This is a genomic window from Salinibacter grassmerensis, assembly GCF_947077765.1.
In the GTDB taxonomy this organism is placed as follows: Bacteria; Bacteroidota; Rhodothermia; order Rhodothermales; family Salinibacteraceae; genus Salinibacter; species Salinibacter grassmerensis.
Window position 1 is genome coordinate 191,777 of record NZ_CAMTTF010000002.1, and the last position, 18,881, is coordinate 210,657.

General features: G+C 66.5%; 14 protein-coding genes. 4 read left to right on the plus strand and 10 right to left on the minus strand.

The genetic code is table 11. From position 1 onward, the window contains the following. Positions 1 to 32 precede the first annotated feature (32 nt). The 9 genes from thiL to porX all read right to left on the minus strand — a co-directional run bounded on the left by thiL (position 33) and on the right by porX (position 11,629). The gene (thiL, locus tag OJB03_RS05115) at positions 33 to 1,115 is read right to left on the minus strand and encodes a thiamine-phosphate kinase (protein ID WP_263785724.1); all 1,083 of its coding nucleotides are present in this window, start codon (positions 1,113 to 1,115) and stop codon (positions 33 to 35) included. Positions 1,116 to 1,260: 145 nt separating this feature from the next. Continuing rightward, positions 1,261 to 2,454 (minus strand): anhydro-N-acetylmuramic acid kinase, encoded by a 1,194-nt coding sequence (locus OJB03_RS05120; RefSeq protein ID WP_263785725.1) that lies wholly within the window; start codon positions 2,452 to 2,454, stop codon positions 1,261 to 1,263. 78 nt (positions 2,455 to 2,532) lie between these two features. Then, complete coding sequence (locus tag OJB03_RS05125; protein WP_263785726.1) at positions 2,533 to 3,390, minus strand: tetratricopeptide repeat protein; 858 nt, start codon at positions 3,388 to 3,390, stop codon at positions 2,533 to 2,535. 118 nt (positions 3,391 to 3,508) lie between these two features. Beyond that, complete coding sequence (locus tag OJB03_RS05130) at positions 3,509 to 5,041, minus strand: glycosyltransferase (protein WP_263785727.1); 1,533 nt, start codon at positions 5,039 to 5,041, stop codon at positions 3,509 to 3,511. Positions 5,042 to 5,143: 102 nt separating this feature from the next. Then, positions 5,144 to 6,688, minus strand: coding sequence for a hydroxymethylglutaryl-CoA reductase (locus OJB03_RS05135; protein ID WP_263785728.1), 1,545 nt, complete (start codon positions 6,686 to 6,688; stop codon positions 5,144 to 5,146). 144 nt (positions 6,689 to 6,832) lie between these two features. After that, a complete protein-coding gene (locus OJB03_RS05140; RefSeq protein WP_263785729.1) occupies positions 6,833 to 8,062 on the minus strand; it encodes an ArsA family ATPase in 1,230 nt (409 codons plus the stop codon). Positions 8,063 to 8,100: 38 nt separating this feature from the next. Next, complete coding sequence (locus OJB03_RS05145; RefSeq protein ID WP_263785730.1) at positions 8,101 to 9,408, minus strand: bifunctional folylpolyglutamate synthase/dihydrofolate synthase; 1,308 nt, start codon at positions 9,406 to 9,408, stop codon at positions 8,101 to 8,103. Positions 9,409 to 9,476: 68 nt separating this feature from the next. Then, entirely contained in the window at positions 9,477 to 9,959 is a 483-nt protein-coding gene (gene tsaE / locus OJB03_RS05150) for a tRNA (adenosine(37)-N6)-threonylcarbamoyltransferase complex ATPase subunit type 1 TsaE (RefSeq protein ID WP_263785731.1), read from the minus strand. 107 nt (positions 9,960 to 10,066) lie between these two features. Then, entirely contained in the window at positions 10,067 to 11,629 is a 1,563-nt protein-coding gene (gene porX, locus OJB03_RS05155; RefSeq protein WP_263785732.1) for a T9SS response regulator signal transducer PorX, read from the minus strand. Positions 11,630 to 11,945: 316 nt separating this feature from the next. Between porX and OJB03_RS05160 the strand changes: the two genes are divergently transcribed. The 3 genes from OJB03_RS05160 to OJB03_RS05170 all read left to right on the plus strand — a co-directional run bounded on the left by OJB03_RS05160 (position 11,946) and on the right by OJB03_RS05170 (position 14,416). Then, positions 11,946 to 12,791 (plus strand): hypothetical protein, encoded by an 846-nt coding sequence (locus OJB03_RS05160; RefSeq protein ID WP_263785733.1) that lies wholly within the window; start codon positions 11,946 to 11,948, stop codon positions 12,789 to 12,791. A gap of 50 nt (positions 12,792 to 12,841) precedes the next feature. Then, positions 12,842 to 13,654 (plus strand): hypothetical protein, encoded by an 813-nt coding sequence (locus OJB03_RS05165; RefSeq protein ID WP_263785734.1) that lies wholly within the window; start codon positions 12,842 to 12,844, stop codon positions 13,652 to 13,654. Positions 13,655 to 13,753: 99 nt separating this feature from the next. Further along, positions 13,754 to 14,416 (plus strand): O-methyltransferase, encoded by a 663-nt coding sequence (locus OJB03_RS05170; RefSeq protein WP_263785735.1) that lies wholly within the window; start codon positions 13,754 to 13,756, stop codon positions 14,414 to 14,416. A 97-nt stretch (positions 14,417 to 14,513) separates the two neighbouring features. Here the strand turns inward: OJB03_RS05170 and OJB03_RS05175 are convergent, their stop codons facing one another. Next, positions 14,514 to 15,803, minus strand: coding sequence for a class II D-tagatose-bisphosphate aldolase non-catalytic subunit (locus OJB03_RS05175; protein ID WP_263785736.1), 1,290 nt, complete (start codon positions 15,801 to 15,803; stop codon positions 14,514 to 14,516). Positions 15,804 to 16,061: 258 nt separating this feature from the next. Between OJB03_RS05175 and OJB03_RS05180 the strand changes: the two genes are divergently transcribed. Next, the gene (locus tag OJB03_RS05180; RefSeq protein ID WP_263785737.1) at positions 16,062 to 18,833 is read left to right on the plus strand and encodes a TonB-dependent receptor; all 2,772 of its coding nucleotides are present in this window, start codon (positions 16,062 to 16,064) and stop codon (positions 18,831 to 18,833) included. Positions 18,834 to 18,881: the final 48 nt, after the last annotated feature.

An 18,881-nucleotide genomic window follows, 5' to 3' on the forward strand; every position in this document is an offset into this window, starting at 1 on the left:
CCCGGCCCAGAACAAAAGCAGGTCCTGAGAGGCTACGCCGGCGGGGCGGTTGCGGACGGGCCGTCGAAGTGGTCGAAGCCCCCGGGCTGAAGGGGGACATTTTCGCCGTGGGCGCGCTGAAGCTTGATCGGATGCTCGGGGTCGTCCGGCTCCACGATCTCGCCCACCACCGTATACGTTTGTGGATCGAGGGCGTCGAGTTCGTCTTCCGGAATCGTGAACACCAATTCGTAGTCCTCGCCGCCGAACAAGGCGTAGATCGTCACGTCCTCCCCGAAGTCGGTGGCCGTGTTTCGGGTCTCCGGGTCGATGGGCAGGGCCGGCTCGTAGAGCTGCGCGCCAATGTCCCCGGCCTCGCAGATGTGATGCACCTCGGCGGAGAGGCCGTCCGAAATGTCGATGAGGGCGTGGGGCTGGACCCCAGCGTCGCCCCACCCACGAACGGTCTTGAGCTGGGCCGGCGGGGCCAAGTGCCGTCGGATGACGTAGGAGTACGGGTCGAGGTCCGGCTCAAAGTCCTCCTCCTGCTCCTGAAGGCGCTCCCGGTTGCGCAGCAACACCTTCAGGCCCGCGTATGAGGAGCCGACGTCGCCCGTGACGCAGATCTTGTCGCCCACTTGGGCCCCCGTACGGTAGACCACGTCGTCTTCCGCCGCCGCCCCCACGACCGAGACCGAGAGGGATAGGCCATGGGACGCGTTCGTATCGCCCCCCACAATGTGCATGTCGTAGGCGTCGCAGGCCTGCTTCAGGCCCTCGTAGATCGTGGTAATCATCTCGACGGACACGTTCTGCGGAACGCCGATCGAGACAGTCGCGTAGCGCGGCGACGCGTTCATCGCGACCACGTCGCTCACGTTGACCGAAAGGGCCTTGAAGCCGAGGTGCTCCATCGGCATGAAGGCACGGTCGAAATGGACCCCTTCAATAAGGGTGTCGGTGGTCATGACGTGTACGCGATCGTCGTCCGTGCGATACACGGCCGCGTCGTCGGCGATGCCCGACACGATGGTGTCGTCGGTGGGCTCGCCGAGCGTGTCGCGCAGGAGGGCAATGAGGCCAAACTCACCAATTTCAGCGAGGGCCGTCTGATCGGACTGCTCCTGGGATTCCATGGGGGTTTTGGGTTTAGGAAAGGCGATGACTGCCAGCTGTTCTATATTCCGGCGGCAGGGGCGTGTTTGTGTTCCGGACGGGAGAGGTGGGCCTTTCGTCGGCTTTTTGCCAAGGCAGTGGGTCCTCGGCCCCCCAGTCAGGGCCCTACGAGCCCGGCACACTGAGGGAGCCGAGTCGAGTGCGCGCCGACGCCCCCGTCACCGACGGCAGGTTGGTGGGCGTCCCGTTGACGGCCTCGTGGGCGAGGACGGCGAAGCAGAGGGCCTCTTTCGCGTCCGGATCCACGCCGTAGTCCGATGTGGGACGAACCGGGATCGGGGTGAAGGCCTCCTCCAGCATCCGCAGGAGCGTGTCGTTGTGCACGCCGCCGCCGCTGACGATGAGGGTATCGATCGCCTGGTCGGAGCGTATGTACTGCGCGTAGGCCTGGTAGACGGACGCGGCGGTGAGAAGGGTCGCCGTGGCCATTGTGTCCTCGGGGGAGAGGTCGCGGGACTGGGCGGCACCGAGCAGGCGGTCCACGTAGCCGGGCCCAAAGTCGTCACGGCCCGTGGATTTGGGGGGCTCCCGGCGGAAGAAGTCGCCCTCCAGCAGGTCGGCGAGCAGGTCGTGGTCGGGTGTGCCGGCGTCGGCGTGCCGGCCATCCGGGTCGTGGGGAGCGCCGAAGAGGCGGGTGGCGAGGGCATCGATCACCATGTTGGCCGGGCCGGTATCGAAGGCACGGACCGCGTCCGGCGTCCCGCCGGCGGGCAGCACCGTAAGGTTAGCGATGCCGCCGAGGTTGAGCAGCCCGCGGGCCTCATCGGGGTCGGTGAAGGCCACATGGTCGAAGTACGGGACGAGCGGGGCGCCCTGTCCGCCCAGGGCGAGGTCCGCCGCGCGGAAATTTCCGACGACCGGCACGCCCAGCCGTGTCGCGAGGGTCGCCGGATTGCCGAGCTGGAGCGTGGCCCGCACGTCTTCGCCGGCACAGTCCGCCGGCTCAGGACGGTGGCACACGGTCTGGCCGTGGGCCCCCACGAGATCGAGCGCCCCGCGGTCCATGTCGGCCTCCGCCAGCACGCGATCGACGGCCACCGCGTACGCCTCCGCGATACGGGCATCGAGGCGCGTCACGTCCTGGATCGACGACGAGGCCGGATCCGTGTTTGTGCGAATGAGGTCCCGGAGGGCTGTGGGATAGGGGGCGTGCACGAACGCCTTGGACTCCATCGTCAGGTCCGGGCCGCTGCCGTCCAGCTGCACGAGGGCGGCGTCCACCCCGTCGAGCGAGGTGCCGGACATGAGTCCGACGACCGTGCGGGGCGACTGGCGGTGGAGGTTGAGAAGGGCGTCCATTCGGGACGACGATGGGTAATGAGAAAGCGGGGGCGATGGCATTGGGCCTCCACGCGCCACGAGCAGGGCTTCCGCACTTCAGGCCTCTTCGTCGGACTCGTCGGCCTTCAGACGCATCTCGTCGGCTTTTTCCTGAAACTCGTCGGCCCGGTCGGGCTCCTGCTCGGCCAGCGTGGCGTAGATGCGGGCGGCCTCTCGGTAGTCGTCCTGTCCCTCATGAATGCGGGCCAGCGTTTCCGAGACGATGTCCTCCGTGTCGTCGTCCTCGGCCGCCATTTCCGCCTCGTCGTCCGCCTCCGGGGGCGGGGCTTCGGCTTCGGGCTCCGCCTCCGGCTCGATGCGGGCTGATTGCAGTTCGTTGATGAGATGGTCGAGGTCGCCGGCGTCGCCCTCGTCCTCGAGCTCTTCGACCTGCTCTTCGGGCGTCGGCGGGTCCTCGTCCGGGGAGGACGGAAGATCGGACGACGGGGGCGCGTCGGACAGGCCGGGGCGGGCGCCGCCCTGCCGGGCCTCCCGTTCGGCCTGGCGCCGCAATTGGGCGAGGCCGGCGTCCTCGTCGTCCGGCGTGTCCTCCGGCTCGTCGGTCGGGGACGTGACGTCGCCGGCGTCGGTGTCCGCGTCGGCGTTGGAGGGGGACCTGAGGGACGGCGGAAAGGCAAAGGTGAACGAGGTTTCGTTGTGGTCCTCCAGGCGGCGGAGGACCCGCTGTGCGCCCGCCTCGGCGATGGGGCTGTTCGGCATTAGGAAGCGCGCCTCCGCCCACGCCTGCAGGGCCTCCTCCCAGCGCTTCTGGGTCTCGTACGCGTGGGCCAGCAGCACGTGCGCCCCCGGATGGGCCGGCAGAGCCGCCACCTTGTCGCTGAGCATCGCGATGGCGGCGTCGTAGTCCTTCTGCTCGAGCAAGGCGAGGGGCTCCTGAAGGTCGGGCACAGACATGACGGGCGGAGAAAGTGCGCTCGGGGCGAGAAAGAGGGGAGAGGCAATGAGGGGCGCCCACGGGGGTTCCCGGCGGCCCGTCTGGCAGGTATGCTCGTGCTGTCGGGACAGGCGAAGGTCAGGCGGCCGGCGACGAGGCCGGGGCGGAGGCCGTCGGGCTCTGCTGGGCCGTCAGGGCCTGCCGCAGGCTCGACGCGGTTACCAGCGCAAACCCGAGGGCGAACAGCGCCTGGAACGGGACGGCGGCCCACTCGCCGAGGCCGACCACGACGCCGAGGCCCACCGTCGAGTAGAGGGCCAGGGCCAGCTCGCCCCACACGACTCGCGGTACCTCGCGGATGGCGTAGCGGCTCTCCCACCAGCCGTCGCCGCTGGTGGCGCCGAACTTTGGCGTGCGGATGAACGCCGTGTCGGTGCCCCGGAGGGCCTGCCACACGGCGCTCGTGTTGCTGAGCGAGAGGCCCATGGTGCCGGCCATGAACGGCACGAAGAGGCGGAGGCGTCGTCGCCAGTCGGGATGCAGGGCCCGCTGCGCAAAGAGCTGGGCGAGGAAGAATCCGGCGAACCCGAACAGGCCGAACCCCATGATGGCGAAATAGACCTCCCCAGGCCCGTGCCCGATGCCCTTCAGCAGAAGAAGGGGGGCATGGGTCAGGGCGGCGAGCAAGATAAAGGGGAAGGCGAAGTGGGCAGTGAGGTGGAACGTCCCTTCCAGTTTCACCCGCCACGGCTGGGCCGAGCGCCAGAGGCGGCCCGTCAGCTTGAGGGCCGTTTCGGCGCCGCCCTTCGCCCACCGAAATTGCTGGGTGCGGAGCGCGTTCATGTCGGGCGGCAGCTCGGCCGGGGCCTCCGCGGTGGAAACGTACGTGAGGGCCCAGCCCCGGAGCTGTGCGCGGTAGCTGAGGTCGAGGTCTTCGGTGAGCGTGTCGTGGGCCCAGCCGCCGGCGTCTTCGATGCAGGCGCGACGCCAGACGCCGGCAGTGCCGTTGAAGTTCAGAAAGCAGCCCGCCAACTCGCGCACCCGCTGCTCGATCGCAAAGTGGGCGTCCAGCCCGAAGGCCTGCACCCTCGTCAGCAACGAATCGTCCCGGTTGAGATGGCCCCAGCGGGCCTGGACCATGCCCAGGTCGGGGGCGTCGAAAAAGCGCGGAACGAGGCGACGGAGGAACGACGAGCGCGGCACAAAGTCGGCGTCAAAAATCGCGATGAGGGCCCCGCGGGCATCCTCCAGTCCGTTGGCGAGGGCGCCGGCCTTGTAGCCGGTGCGGTCGTCGCGGTGGACGTGCGTGATGTTGACGCCCTCGGCCTGCCAGTGGTCGACGCGCTGGGCCACCCGCTCGGTCGTCTCGTCGGTCGAGTCGTCGAGGACCTGGATTTCGAGCTTGGAGCGGGGATAGTCGAGGTTCACGCAGGCGTCGATGAGGCGCTGGGCCACTTCGGCCTCGTTGTAGAGGGGAAGCTGCACGGTCACGACGGGCCAGTCGTCGTCGGGGACCGGCAGGTCGTCGGGGTCCGGCACGGGGCCGTCGCGCAGGCCTTCGGCGGTGGCGTGGACGAGGGCGAGCCACAGCAGGTTGCCGCCGTAGGCTGTAAGGGCCACGATGGCGACCGCGTAGAGTGCCGGAACGGCGACCTCAAGGGCTGCAATCATTCGCGTCGAGCGTTGAAACGTTGAAGATTGAACGGTGGGCCCTGGTGAGGGAGGACGCGTACTCGCTTTCTTCCTCCCGTGCCCCCACGCTCCCGTGTCCGATCACCGGTTGCGTCCGTAGGTCTCGTGGCTCGAGACCCAGTCGGAGGAGGAGATGGCGGCGCCCAGTGACAGCTCGCCGGCGAGGGTGGCCGCCGCCACGATCTCGGCAAACCTGTGGACCTTGCCTTTGCCGTAGCACCCCATCATCTCGAGGCACTCGCGCTGCGTAGGAAGGCCTGTGCCCCCGCCGTACGTGGCGACGATGAGGGACGGAATGGTGAGCGAGATGTAGAGGTCGCCGTCGTCGGTGATGTCGGTGTAGAGGACGCCCGCCGACGACTCGGAGACGTTGGCCACGTCCTGCCCGGTGGCGATGAAGAGCGCCGTGATGGCGTTGGGGGAGTGCGCCCCGTTGTTGTTGGCGCCGGAGAGAAAGGCCCCCACGGTCGACACGCTCCAGTGGCGGTGCAGGGCCTCAGGCTCCACCCGCATGTGCTGGGCAAGCGTATCCTGGTCGATGGTGGCCTCGGCCGTCACGCGCTTGCCGCGCGTCTGCATCACGTTCACCTGCGAGGCCTTCTTGTCCGTGGCGAAGTTTGACTCCAGGTAAAAGTGATCGATGGGGCCCGGGTACTGGTCCATGATCCAGCCGCAGGCGGCGAAGGTGGCGCGCCCCACCATGTTCTGCCCCGCCGCGTCGCCGGTGCGGTAGTTGAAGCGCAGGTACGCGAAGTGGTTCGACAAGTAGTGGTCGACGCAGAGCAGCTCCGCGACGCTGGAGGTCGACTCCGCCTCCTGTCGGATCGCGTCCATGTGGTCGTCCACCCAGTGGGTAAAGTCGCGGGCCCCCCGGGCGTTGTCGAAGATGAAGACCGGGGCGCGCTGCATGCAGTCGCGGGACACGGTGGCCTCTACGCCGCCGCTCAAGTTGCACACCTTGATGCCGCGGTTGTAGGAGGCCACGAGCGTGCCCTCGGACGTGGCGAGGGGGATCAGCACGTCGTCCTGCGCGTGCTCGCCGTCCACCGTGAGCGGCCCGGCAACGCCGAGCGGAATCTGGGCGACGCCGGTGAAGTTCTCAACGTTGCCCTCCGTGACCTCCGGGTCGAACGAGTAGTGGGGCACGTGGTCGAGCGAGGTGTCGCTGTAGTCCTCGATAAACCGCTGCCGCTCGTCGATGACGGCCTGACTGCAGTTGTCGTCCGGGTCGCGGGGAATGCGCGCCAGGGCCTCGTCCTGCTCGGAGATCGAGTCCTCGACGGAAAAGGTGAGCGTGCCGAACGGGTCGGCCCGGAAGGTCAGCTCGAGGGTGTGCGTGCCGGGCTCCAGCGCCGGCCGGTCGGCCCGCACATGAAGGGTGCGGCGGAGGGGAAAGTCGAGTGCATCCTCGTCGGAAATCTCGTGGGCCGCATGGGTCTCGCCCTCCCCCATAAAGAGATGCACCTGCTCCGGCGGCACCGTGTCGCCGTCGATTTTCATGTCGGGGAGCCCGGTGAGTGTGGCGTCCTTCAGGCGGTTCTTGAGCGCAAACTCGACGCCCCGATCGGTATTCTCGAGGCTGCCAAACGTGTAGAGCTGCTTCAGAAGGGCGTCGGGCACAGACATGAGAGGTTGAGAGGTCGGACGAGAGCGGCTCGGGCAAACGAGACACCGCCCCCAACGGAGAGGTCCCGGACGGGTTCGTGGAAGAGGCGTGGGGGTGGGGGGTGAGCGAAAGAAGTCGAAATCGGGGACAGTTTTGGTGCCGACTCACCCGGACGGAGACTCGGCATCCGGACGGAAGCGGACGCGGAGCCATTCCTCCTCCAGGGTTGCGCTCGTCATTTGGTAGTAGTTGAGGAAGTTGGGGAGGATCACGTTGGACCGCTGGTTGGCGACCTGTACGACGAGCTGATCCCCGAGCTGACGCACGTCGACGTCGTCCTCCGTGGCGAACGCGAGGCGGAGGCTCAGAACGTAGGCGTCTCCGTCCTCCTGCACCGTGAACGTGGGTTCGTCGTAGAACACGTCCGTCGGTTCCCGTTCCGAGTACATTGCGTCCCCGATGCGGCCCAGTCGCTCGGCCCCAAACACCTCTTCCCCTAGATGCGGCACCTGCAGGATGGGAAGGGGACGGAAGCTCTGCTCGATCTCCTCGAGATATTTGCGCTGGCTCTCCACGTAGCCCTCGAAGAACGAGTTGGGTGGCACCTCGTCTTCCGGAAGCACACGGTTCACGATGACACTGTCTACGCCGTAGCCGTACAGCTGCAAGTACGTAAACGCCCGCCGCGCTTCCTCAATCACCATCTTCTCGGGGTTCGTCACGAGCCGGATCGAGGTGGTCGATGGCGTGGCGAGCACCTGCTGGACGCGCTCCAGCTTCTCGAAGATGACCTCCAGCTCCTCATAGCCCTTGTCCAGCGGAATGCCGGTGGCCTTGCGGACGCCGAAGCCGAGCGACTTGACCGCCATCTTCTGGAAAGGGAACGCCTTCGCGAGCCACCACTGGGTGACCTGTGGCAGGGTGAGCAGGGTGAGCGTCTCGCCGGTGGGCGCACTGTCCACGACGATGAGGTCGTAGTCGGCCTCGCGGAGGGCCTCTTCGAGCCACAGCAGCACCGATCCCTCGTTCATGCCCGGCAGCGCGGCGAGCTCCTCGGCGGCAATCTGGTCGACCCCCTGCCAGCGGAAGACGGTAAGCATCAGCTCCCGCATGTTGCCCCAGTGCTTCTTCATCGAGTAGTAGAGGTCCACCTCCTGGGCGAAGAGGCGGTCGCGGACTTCCTGGGCCTCGGGGCCGAGCTCCTGGTCGAGCGCGTCGGCGAGGCTGTGGGCGGGGTCCGAAGAGAGGACAAGTGTCTTGTGGCCCTGCCGGGCCGCGTGCTGGGCCGTGGCGGCGGCACAGGTGGTCTTGCCGGTGCCGCCCTTCCCCGTGAACAGAAGGACGCGGGGGGCGTCGTCGAAGGGAACGTCGTCGTCGCCGGCGGGGAAGAGCATGGGCGGGGCACCTGGCAATGAAGGGCGGAGAACGACGGTCAGTCGCGGAGCCTGGGCGGGAGCACGTCCACGAGCTTGTGCGAGCCAGTGAGCAGCAGCCCGTCCGCGGGGGCGGCGCCCTGCTCAAACGCGTCGAGCGCGTCGGCGAGGGGCTGTGGGGCGTTGACGGTCACGCCCTGGGCACGGAGGCGCTCGGCGATCTCGTCGGGCGGGAGGGCGCGCTTCGTGTCGATGGGGATGGGGGTCACGACGGCGTCGTGGGTGGCGAGCAGCCGGGCCGTCTCGTCGAGCTGCTTGCCGCGCACCGCGTTGAGGCACACGTGCAGCGTGCCGCCGCGGTCGGCCACGACGGGGGCCACGGTGTCGAGGGTCGCGGCGATGGCCGGCGGGTTGTGGCCCACGTCGACCACGAGGAGAGGCGCTTCCCGGAGGACATCGAGCCGGCCGTGGAAGCCGGTGTGTCCCCGCACGTCGCCGAGCCCGTTGCGCACCGCGGCGTCCGCTGTTGCGTCGTCTGCGTCGGCGAGGACGGTGAGCTCCGCGGCCCGGACGGCCAGGGCGGCGTTGCGCTGCTGGTGAGGGCCGGCGAGCGACAGCGGCAGCCGGTCGTAGTGGCGTGCCGGGGTGTCGAGCGTGAACACGCTCCCGGTCAGGTCCGACCGGTGCGTCGTCCAGGTCGCCTCGTCGTCGAGCCGGTGGAGCGGCGCGTTCTGCTCGGCGGCGACCTCGGCGATGGCGGCCTGCGCCTCGTCCTCGGTTACGGCGCTGAGAGCAGGGGTCTCGGGCTTGATGATGCCCGCCTTCTCGCGGGCGATGGCGCCAAGGGTCTCCCCGAGCATGTCGGTGTGGTCGAGGCCGACGTGGGTGAGAACCGACAGGGCTGGGGAGAGCACGTTCGTCGAGTCGAGCCGCCCGCCCAGGCCCACCTCGATGGCCGCGAGGTCCACGCCCTGCTCGGCAAAGTACCGGAAGGTGAGGGCGACGGCGAGCTCGAAGAAGCTGGGCTGAACCTCTGCGATGAGGGCGCGGTGCGCATCGAGTGCATCGGCAAGCCAGTCTGTGGGGGCGGGCGTGCCGTCCACCCGCATCCGCTGGGCGACGTGCGTGAGGTGGGGGGAGGTGTGGAGGCCCGTGCGCAGGCCCGCCGCGGTGGCGATGGCGGCGGTCATCGCGGCGGTCGAGCCCTTTCCGTTCGTCCCGGCCACGTGCACGGCCCGGAGCGCCTCGTGCGGGGTGCCCATCTCGTCAACCAGTGCCCGCATCCGGTCCAGGCCGGGGGCGAACGCGTCGTCGGCGACGTTGGCGTACTGGGGGCGGTCCAAAAGAAGGTCGAGGGCGTCGGACATCCGGAGTGAGGGGAAGCGTAGGGGGCAGAGCGGTGTGGGAGTGCTCCCGTCAGGGCGTTTCGCTGGGGTCAGTGGGCGTTTTCCGACGGGGCATCGTCCGGGGCGCCGAGCGTGACGCGCCGTTTCGACGGGGCCACGTGATGGAACTGGAGGTGGACAGTGTCGGACGAGAGGAGGGTGCCGACCCGGTCGGCCCACTCGATGCACGTCAGGCCGTCGCCGTGCACGTACGTCTCGAAGCCGAGCTCTACGAACTCGTCGGGGGTCTGCACGCGGTAGGCGTCGAAGTGGTAAAGCGGGCCCCCGCCGCTGTCGTGGACGGAAAGAATCGTAAAGGTCGGACTGCGGACCTCGGCGGGGGGCAGCCCGAGCCCCTGCGCGACGCCTTTCACGAAGTGGGTCTTGCCCGAGCCCAGGTCGCCGTACAGCGCGACGACGGCACCCGAGGAAAGCGTCTTCGCGGTGCGGGCCCCAAGTGCCATGGTGTCCGCCACCGAGTCGGTCGTTCGGGGAAAGAGGTCCTGGACTGTGCTGCTTGTCGTGTCGGGCATGGGCGTGGGGCGTGAAGCGCGATGCGTGAAGAGAGGCCGGTGTGGTGGCCCTCGCGTTTCACACATCACGGAATCATCGAGTATGGATTCTTTGGACCGATTCAGGCCTATTCCTTCGGCCTAAGTGTCGCGACCGGCAGGATCATCTCCTGCATGGAGGCCCCGCCGTGCTGCAGGGTGTCCCGGTAGAGGTTCTCGTAGTGGTGAAAGTTGGTGGGATACACGAAGTAGTAGTCTTCCTTGGCCAGGAGGTAGGTCGTGTTCATCCCATAGCTGGGCAGCCCGAACTGCTCCGGCTCCCGGACGAAGATGGCGTCGTCCTCGTCGCACTTCAGGTTGCTCCCATACTTGTAGCGGAGGGCCGTGGAGGTCTCGCGGTCGCCGATCACCTTCGTCGACTGCAGGCTGCGAACGGCGCCGTGGTCGCTGGTGAGGACGACCGTGCAGTCTGTGTTGGACAGAGCCCGCAGCATGTCGAGAAGCCAGGAGTGCTCGAACCAGGTGCGCGTGAGGGCCCGGTAGGCCTCTTCGTCGGGGGCGAGCTCCTTCAGGACGTCCGACTCGGAGCGGCTGTGAGCGAGAATGTCGATGAAGTTGACGACGACGGCGCTGAGGTCGTGCTGCGTGAGGTTGGCCGCGTCCTGGGCCAACTGCTGTCCGTCCTCGCTCGTGATGAGCTTGTCGTAGCGGATGCTTAGGTCGTCGCGGTGGTGCTGATCGAGCTGGTGGCGGAGCAGGGCGTCCTCGTACTGGTTGCGGCTGTGCTCGCTCTCCTCTCCGGTCTGCCACGCCTTCGGGAAGCGATCGACGAGATCGATCGGCAGCATGCCGCCGAAGATGGCGTTGCGGGAGTAGGGGGTGGCCGTGGGCAGGATGCTCATGTAGAAGTCCGTGTCGACGGTGTAGTGCGGCCGGAGCAACTCGGCAATTTCGAGCCACTGGTCGTACCGCAGGCAGTCGATCACGAAAAAAACGACCGGCTCGTCGCCCGTTTCCGGCAGCACGAACTCGGGCACCACCTCGTGGGACAGGACGGGTCGGGTTGGGCCGGGCGCCTCGTCGACGCGCGCCATCCAGTCCGGGTAGTGCTCCTCAACGAACACCCCGAACTCGCGGTTTGCCTCCTCGAACTGATCCTGAAAGACCTGCCGGGCGCCCTCGTCGTCCGTCAACTCCAGGTCGTACTCCACCAGGGTTTGGTAGAGGTCGATCCACTCGTGGGGAGAGAGGGAGCCGCGGAGCTGCTGGGAGATCTGGTTGAACGACTGCAGGTACTGCTGGGAGAGGGCCTCCTTCCGAATCTGAGACTGCTCCAGCAGCCGCTTGCAGGTGAGGAGGATCTGGCTGGGGTTGACGGGCTTGGTGAGGTAGTCGCTGATCTGGTTGCCGAGGGCCGCCTCCATCAGGTCCTCCTCCTCACTCTTCGTCACGAGCACCACCGGCAGGTTGGGCCGCTCGTCTTTGATGGCGTCAAGGGTCTCCAGCCCCTCCATGCCCGGCATCTGCTCGTCAAGTAGCACCACGTCGAAGGGGCGCTGCTCCACCAGGTCGACCGCGTCGGCCCCGTTCGCCACGGTGGAGACCTCATAGTCCTTCTCCTCCAAAAACATCACATGCGAGCGGAGGAGGTCGATCTCGTCGTCGACCCAGAGAATTTGTGGACTGCTCATGGGGGCGAGGGGCAAGTGTCGAGCCCCGACCGAAGGGGGCCGGGCAGGAAGGATGTCGGCGTGCACTGGAGACCCGCAACAGGTGCAAATTTCTTGTACCCGGGTCTTCACGTCGCGTTCGGGACACAGAGCCCCTAATCCGAGAGGGCCCGCTCTGCCGGATTCGTTCCGTCTTCCCGCAAGAACGTGGTGTCACTAGCGGGAACGCCGGGAGGCGATGAGAAAGAAGCCCTAACGTTATGACGGGGCGGCCCTCCGTGTCTTTCCAACCCCGCAGCCAGTCGCCGGTCCGTTCACGAGTGTCCCGTCCGTCGCCATGCCCAAACCGGAGAACACATTTCGAGAGCTCGCGGGCGTGCCCGTCCACTACGACCGTGCTCCCAACGCCGGGTACGGCACCCGCGGCATCCCCTACACCTTCCACTGCACCGAGCCGTTCGAGGAAACCCTGCACGCGGCGTTCGAGGAGCTTTGGGCCGTCTGCCCGCTCGGGCCGGCGGAGGTCATCACCTCGGCCGGGGCCTACGTGGACAAGAGCGGACTGCACGGCGTGGGGCGGGCGTTCGACATCGACGGCATCTTCTGGGCCGACAGGACCTTCATTACGAATCAGTACCCGAGTGGTCCGTCTTTCTACCTGGCCGTCGAATCGGTGCTCCGAAAGCACCTCGGAACCGTGCTCAACTACAAATTTGACGCCGCCCATCAGGATCACTTCCACGTCTCCGGGCGAGGAGAGCCCGGGTTTGTCCCGGGGCACGAGTCGCGGGTCCTGTACTGGCAGATGGCACTGACCCACCTATTCGGTCGGCCCGTAACGGTGGACGGACTTACGGGGCCGGAAACCAACGGCACCTCCCGGGCGCTGCTCCGCGAACTCGGGATTGCAGACCGTGACGAGATGACCTCCGGCGCCGCACTGCACCGGATCCTCGATCGTGCCTGGGACGACCTCCTCGACGAGGCAGCAGGACGGGGATTTCGGGGCGTAGCGGACGAGACGGAGAAGACGCCGCTCCAACTTCTTGAGGCCCTCTACGCCACCATAACGGACGAGTTGACCGGGCGGGCGAGCCGAACGACCATCGAAAGCGCCGTGACCACGTTTGCCCAGCATCCCGAAACCGACGCCTGGCTTGACCAATTCCGCAACGAGTCGTGATTCGTATTCCGCCTCGCCGAGTTCGTAGGGGATGTGCGGGGCTCTTCGTCTTGCTCCTTGTCCTTGGGGCCGAGTGTCGGCCGGGGGCCCCACCGGGCGACGAGGCCTCGGGGACTGCGCGCGGGTCTCCGGTCGCCCCGATCGTGGATGTGGAAACGGGACAGTTGTTCGGCGCAAGCCGGGGCGGCGAATGGATCTCGGCCGAGAAAGCCGTTGAGTCGGTAGAGGCGGGCCAACGGTATCGGCGGGTCCGGCTGACCGACACACTGGGTTTGGGGACAGGCTCATCGCCCGGCCCGGCGACGGAAACCTGCGACAACCCAACGGTGCGGATCCAGCCCCGCCCGGAGCGTCCTCGGGACGTGATTGCCGTCGCGGGGTCCTGGCCCTTGCTCCCTCAAACCCCTCGGGTGCAGGATTCCACACAGGTCGTCTACAAGACAGCGGTGGCGGAGCATCTTCGCGGACAGGGGATCGAGATTGCGGCCGCGGCGGTGTCCCTCAACCAGGTCCTCCGTGTGGATTTGGACGGAGAGGGGGCGATGGAAGCCTTGATTGTGTCCCATCGGGCCCGGGGCTCGGCGACATCCGCGCGGGCCGACGACTACGGCCTCGTGCTCCTGCGAACGATCGTCGATGGGGAGGTGCGGCAGCGTGCGGTGGAGGAAGAGTACTACCAAGAGGCGTGTCTCGGGGAGTGTGCCCCGTCCACTTACCGCGTAGCGGCGGTGCTCGACGCGAACGGGGACGGCACGATGGAAGTGGTCACGGCAACATCGTATTTCGAGGGGGCGGGCAAGCGGATCCACGCGGTTGACCGTGGCGAGCCGGAGCGGGTTCTGTCGTGGCGGTGTGGGGTGTAAGGACGCCTGCACTGGCCCCCGACGAGATGGAATGGGGAACGTTGCCCTCGGCAAGCCATGCCGTCTACGCGATTATGCTCACTGCCACCCACCTCCATAATGTCCACTCAGTCGATCGGCCTGTCGGACGAGCTGCACGAGTATCTCCTGTCCGCATCCCTGCGTGAGCCCGAGGTGATGCAGCGTCTCCGGGCGGAGACGGCCGATCATCCCCAGTCAAACATGCAGATTGCCCCAGAGCAGGGGCAGTTCTTGCAGTTCCTCGTCCAGTTGATTGGGGCCCGTCGCACGATCGAAGTCGGCGTCTTTACCGGCTACAGCGCGCTTGCCGTAGCGTCGACCCTGCCCCCGACGGGCACCCTCGTTGCCTGCGACGTGAGCGAAGAGTACACGGAGGTGGCGCGTCGGTACTGGGGGGAGGCCGGCGTGGCCGATCGCATTGACCTGCGCATCGCCCCCGCCGAGGAGACGCTTGCGGCGCTGATCGACGATGGGCAGGACGGGACCTTCGACTTCGCGTTCATCGACGCGGACAAGAAGGGCTACGACACCTACTACGAGCAATCGCTAAAGCTGCTGCGGCCCGGCGGGGTCGTTGCGCTCGACAATGTGTTTCGCAGCGGACGGGTCACCGACCCCGATGTGGAGGACGAGAGCGTACGGGCCATTCAGCGCCTCAACGAGAAGATACACGATGACGAGCGCGTGGACCTGAGCATGCTCCCACTGGCCGACGGTGTGACCCTGGCGATGAAGCGGTGACTGCCTGCAGCGGGCACGGCGAGAATCGGCGTCTTCCCCACCCCCGAGTGCCCGTGTGGCGGCCAGCGCCAGGGGAAGACGGTATACCGCAGGGGCATCAGGACGGATCTTCGGGGAGGGCCTCTGCCAGTTGATCGGCAAGGCCGACGAGGTTGAAGGCGTGCATGTAGCGGAGGAGGGCCGTCTTGAGCCGCCACAGCACAAACGTGTCCGCGTCGCGGTACGGCGCCACGTGTTCGTAGAGGGCGGTGCGGGCGGCCCGCACGTCCGGGTCGGTCCACACGTAACGACTGCCCGTATTCACGAGCCAGCGCTGCCGGTCCGGGGAGAGGTCCGTAAAGGCGGTCCCCTGCTCGTCCGTCCGGAGCCACTTCGTCCAGCGTCCGCTCTCGACGACGGCCGCTCGGAGCGTGTCGACCATGCGAGAGTCATGGCCCAGCCTCGACTCCAACCCAGCGAGCGCCCGGACCGCCTTCGCCTCGACAGCCGAGAGGCCCGGGCCCACGTTGGCCCCGCCCACCCCGCTCAAAGGATAGTCGGAGAGCGGGGCTACGTCGTCGGTGTAGTGGCCCTTCACGAGCGTGCCGCTTTCCTCGGCGGCCGCCACGAAGCGCCGCGCCCGGTCCGCATCAAGATCGTCGGAGTCGAGCCGCGTGCCGAGGTTGCCCACGACAAAAGTAGGAGACGGCAGGCCGTGGGCATCAAGCGCCATGTGGAGGCGGCGGAGGAAGGTCCGCACCCGGTCAGCGGACTGCAGTCCCCCTCGGGCCTCATCGGTGCCTACCTCGTAGGCGAGGGGCGGTCGGTCGCTCTCCCGCCGCGTGGCCTCGGCGTGCCGGAGCAGGGTCGTCGTCCGGTCCACGAGCGTGTCGAGCGGGAGCGAGTCGCTGGGGGCACCGGGTGGGCCCGCGGCGGGGTCGAGGTGAAGCAGGTCGTACCCGGCCTTGATGCACGCCGTCACGGAGCGTTTGGCCTCCGTCATCGCCGCGTCGGGCGACAGTTCCGCGTTGGCGTGGGCGTCCTTGGCCCAGGGCCCGCCGTGGTCGAGACCGAGAAACACCGGAACCTCAACGCCGAGCCGATCGGCCTCGTCCCCCACGAAGTCCCTGAGCGAACCGGGCGTCCAGCCAGTGTAGCCCCCATCACGGTCCACTTGGTTGAGGGTGGCGGCGTAAAGGAGCGGCGTGTGGGCCTCTTGTGCGGCGAGCAGAGCGGCCCGGGTCACGGCCTTTGAACTGGGGCACACGGCCAGAAGGGTGTGGCGGGTGCCAGGCCGACTCGGATCGGAGAAAGGGCCGAGCAGCAGGCGGGCAAGTACCGCCGTGGGCGGCTTTCCCTCAGCGTGGGCGGCGGCACGGAGTGGGCCATCAGAGGCAGGCGCATGCATGGTCGACGATAGGCAGTGAAGACATCTTGCTGAGCACGCGGCCGGAGAGAGTTGGAACGTGCCTTTCCTGTAACTTCACACACTTTCGGATGAGAGCGCGTTTACATCGCCGTCGAAGCGTTTCCAAGACATTGACAGTGGTAGCTTCTGAGATTATATAATGGGATCCTCGTTGGCGACCCCCCACCAAGCCTGGCTTCCCGCTACGGCTCGCCAGGGGCTCTCCCGTTTGTCTTTTCGAAGCCATCTCCTCCACCCATGACGCTACGCTACGTTTCAACCCTTTTCCTTGCATGCCTCGCGTGGGGACTCGTCGCGGTGGGGCCGGCGCAGGCCCAGCAGGCCGCTACGCTCACCGGGAGCGTCGAAGACGCGAACGGGGCGCCCCTGCCGGGCGCCAACGTTGTGCTCCTCGACAGCGACTACGGGACGGCCACCGGTGCGACCGGAGAGTACACGATCACGGACATCGAGCCGGGGACGTACACTGTCCGTGTTACGTTCATTGGCTACCAGGCGGTCGAGCGTGGTCTCACTTTGAACGCCGGCACGCGGACGCGGAGCCGGTTTACACTGGAGCGCGCTCCCTTGCAGGGCGAGGGCGTAACCGTCACCGTGGGGTCCCGGGCCCGCGACATGGCCGCGGAGGACATGGCGGTGCCGGTAGATGTCTACGGGACGGAGGAAATTCAGCTTGCGGGTGCCTTTGAGACGGGCCGCATTCTAAAGCAGATTGCGCCGTCCGTCAGCTTTCCGCAGAACACCCTTTCCGACGGGATGGATGCGCTTCGGTCGTTTACGATGCGCGGTCTGAGTCCCGATCAGACGCTCGTCTTGATCAACGGGAAGCGTCGTCATAAGTCGGCGCTCGTGAACCGTCTTGGGGGTGGGGTGGCGGGGGGCTCCAGTCCAATTGACATCAATGCTATTCCGGCGAACGCCATCAAGCGAATGGAGGTTCTGCGAGACGGGGCCTCCTCGCAGTATGGCTCCGACGCGATCGCAGGTGTGGTCAACATCCGGCTGAAGAACGAACCGCTGGATCCGACGGTCGAGACTCGCCTTGGCGGATACGTCACCGATCCGTATCCGAACGACGGGACGATGTACAGCGTGCGTCCGTCCTTCGGTGTGGCGCTCGGCGACGAGGGCGGGTACCTTAACTTCTTCGGCGAGTACCGGCTACGGACCCCGACGAACCGCGCCGGTCCGTCGGGGACCAATCCGGACTTCAGCTTCCCGTGGCCCACCTCTGGGGCGACGGACGAGGTGGCCGACACCGACGACGACGGCTTCTACGAGGTCACGCAGAAGAACCGAACGGTCGGGCAGCCCAACTTCCACTGGGGCGACGGGCGCTCCGAAAACTATCTCCTTTGGGTTAACGGTGCCTACCCGGTGGCTAACCTCAATGCTGAGCAGCCCACGGAGGTCTACGCAACGGGCGGGTACAGCTACCGGAAGGGGAAAGGCCAGGGCTTTTACCGTCATGATTTGGACAACGGCAACTGGCAGCAAATTCACCCGGATGGGTTTCTGCCCAACTTCGAGAATCCGATCAACGACTACTCGGTATCGGTGGGCGTGCGCGGTGTGTTGAGTGGATGGAACTACGACCTGAATGTCCAGCGCGGCCTCAACGACTTTCAATATAACATTACCAACTCGATTAACGCGAGCTACGGGCCCCGCCAGTCGGGCAACCAGACCGACTTTTACGCCGGAGCAGTGAGCCTGGCACAGTCTCATGTGCAGTTGGACGTGGACCGTGGGTACGAGGTCGGGTTTGACTCGCCCTTGAACGTCGCTGCCGGGGCCGTCTTCCGGGGGGACACCTACCAGATTGAATCCGGAGAGGAAGCCTCATACGCCGGGTTTGAGGATGCTCCGTGGGAGATCAACCAGAACGGATCGGCCCCGCCCGCCGGCGCTCAGGTTTTTCCGGGCTTCCGGCCCTCACAGGAGGTCGGCGAGACGCGAACCAACATCGGTGCGTACGTGGATCTGGAGGCCAACGTGCTGGAGCCGCTCCTGATCAATGTGGCTGGACGTTTCGAAAACTACAGCGACTTCGGATCGACGTTTGACTGGAAGGTGGCCTCTCGGCTCGACGCGACCGACTGGCTGTCGCTCCGAGGGACGGCCCAGACGGGCTTCCGCGCCCCGAATCAAGCACAGAAGTTTTTCTCCAAGGTCTCTACGACCTTCATCAATAATCAGCCCTTCCAGACCGGTATTTTTCCGGTGAATAGCAACGTCGGGAATGCGCTCGGCATCCCCGATCTCAAGGAGGAGACGTCGTTCAACCTCAGTGGGGGAATCATTCTGGAGCCCATCGAGCGGCTCCAGATCTCTGCCGACTACTTCAACATCCAGATTGACGACCGAATCATTCTGTCCGACGATCTCGGGGCGGATAAAGTCGTCGAGATTCTCAGGAAGCAGAACACGGGGGCAGCCACGGCGAGCTTCTTCTCCAATTCCATTGACACGGAGACGCAAGGCATCGACCTCACGACCAAGTACGCCATGTTGCTTGCCGACGGGATTCAGCTTCAACTCCGTGGCGGATTCAACTGGACGGACACCGAGATTACGGGAGGGCCCCGAACCCCGAGAGAACTAGGACAAGAGTTCGGCGAGGAGATTCTTCCGCCGGAGAACCAGCGTGCGCTGACGGAGGGAAGCGTCCCCAACACCACGACGAAGCTTACGGCCCGGCTTGCGACCGAGTCCTTTAGCGTTTCGCTTCGCGGAAATCGGTACGGCGAGCAGCTCGTCGCGGACGATACGCCGAGTGACGAATACACGATGGGGCCAGAGTACATCTTTGGGGCGGAGGTCGGGTACAGTCCCTTTCAGAACGACCAGGTCAACCTCGCCGTGGGGGTAGACAACCTCTTCGATGTCTATCCGGACCGCGTGTCGACAGTCAACGATCCGTTTGACGTGATTCTCCCCTACCCGCGGAACTCACCGTTCGGCTTCAACGGCCGCTTCGTGTACAGTCGGCTCACGGTTTCTCTATAGCAAGCTCAAGGGGGGCAGGGGCCTCTTCTGCCCTCCAACCTGGACGGT

Coding starts and splice junctions, on each gene's coding strand:
- OJB03_RS05120 (WP_263785725.1), bottom strand. CDS start 2,454: ATGGACGCCCTTCTCAACCTCCACCGCCAGTCGCCCCGCACGGTCGTC.
- OJB03_RS05125 (WP_263785726.1), bottom strand. CDS start 3,390: ATGTCTGTGCCCGACCTTCAGGAGCCCCTCGCCTTGCTCGAGCAGAAG.
- tsaE (WP_263785731.1), bottom strand. CDS start 9,959: ATGCCCGACACGACAAGCAGCACAGTCCAGGACCTCTTTCCCCGAACG.
- OJB03_RS05135 (WP_263785728.1), bottom strand. CDS start 6,688: ATGTCTGTGCCCGACGCCCTTCTGAAGCAGCTCTACACGTTTGGCAGC.
- OJB03_RS05130 (WP_263785727.1), bottom strand. CDS start 5,041: ATGATTGCAGCCCTTGAGGTCGCCGTTCCGGCACTCTACGCGGTCGCC.
- thiL (WP_263785724.1), bottom strand. CDS start 1,115: ATGGAATCCCAGGAGCAGTCCGATCAGACGGCCCTCGCTGAAATTGGT.
- OJB03_RS05145 (WP_263785730.1), bottom strand. CDS start 9,408: ATGTCCGACGCCCTCGACCTTCTTTTGGACCGCCCCCAGTACGCCAAC.
- porX (WP_263785732.1), bottom strand. CDS start 11,629: ATGAGCAGTCCACAAATTCTCTGGGTCGACGACGAGATCGACCTCCTC.
- OJB03_RS05180 (WP_263785737.1), top strand. CDS start 16,062: ATGACGCTACGCTACGTTTCAACCCTTTTCCTTGCATGCCTCGCGTGG.
- OJB03_RS05140 (WP_263785729.1), bottom strand. CDS start 8,062: ATGCTCTTCCCCGCCGGCGACGACGACGTTCCCTTCGACGACGCCCCC.
- OJB03_RS05175 (WP_263785736.1), bottom strand. CDS start 15,803: ATGCATGCGCCTGCCTCTGATGGCCCACTCCGTGCCGCCGCCCACGCT.
- OJB03_RS05170 (WP_263785735.1), top strand. CDS start 13,754: ATGTCCACTCAGTCGATCGGCCTGTCGGACGAGCTGCACGAGTATCTC.
- OJB03_RS05160 (WP_263785733.1), top strand. CDS start 11,946: ATGCCCAAACCGGAGAACACATTTCGAGAGCTCGCGGGCGTGCCCGTC.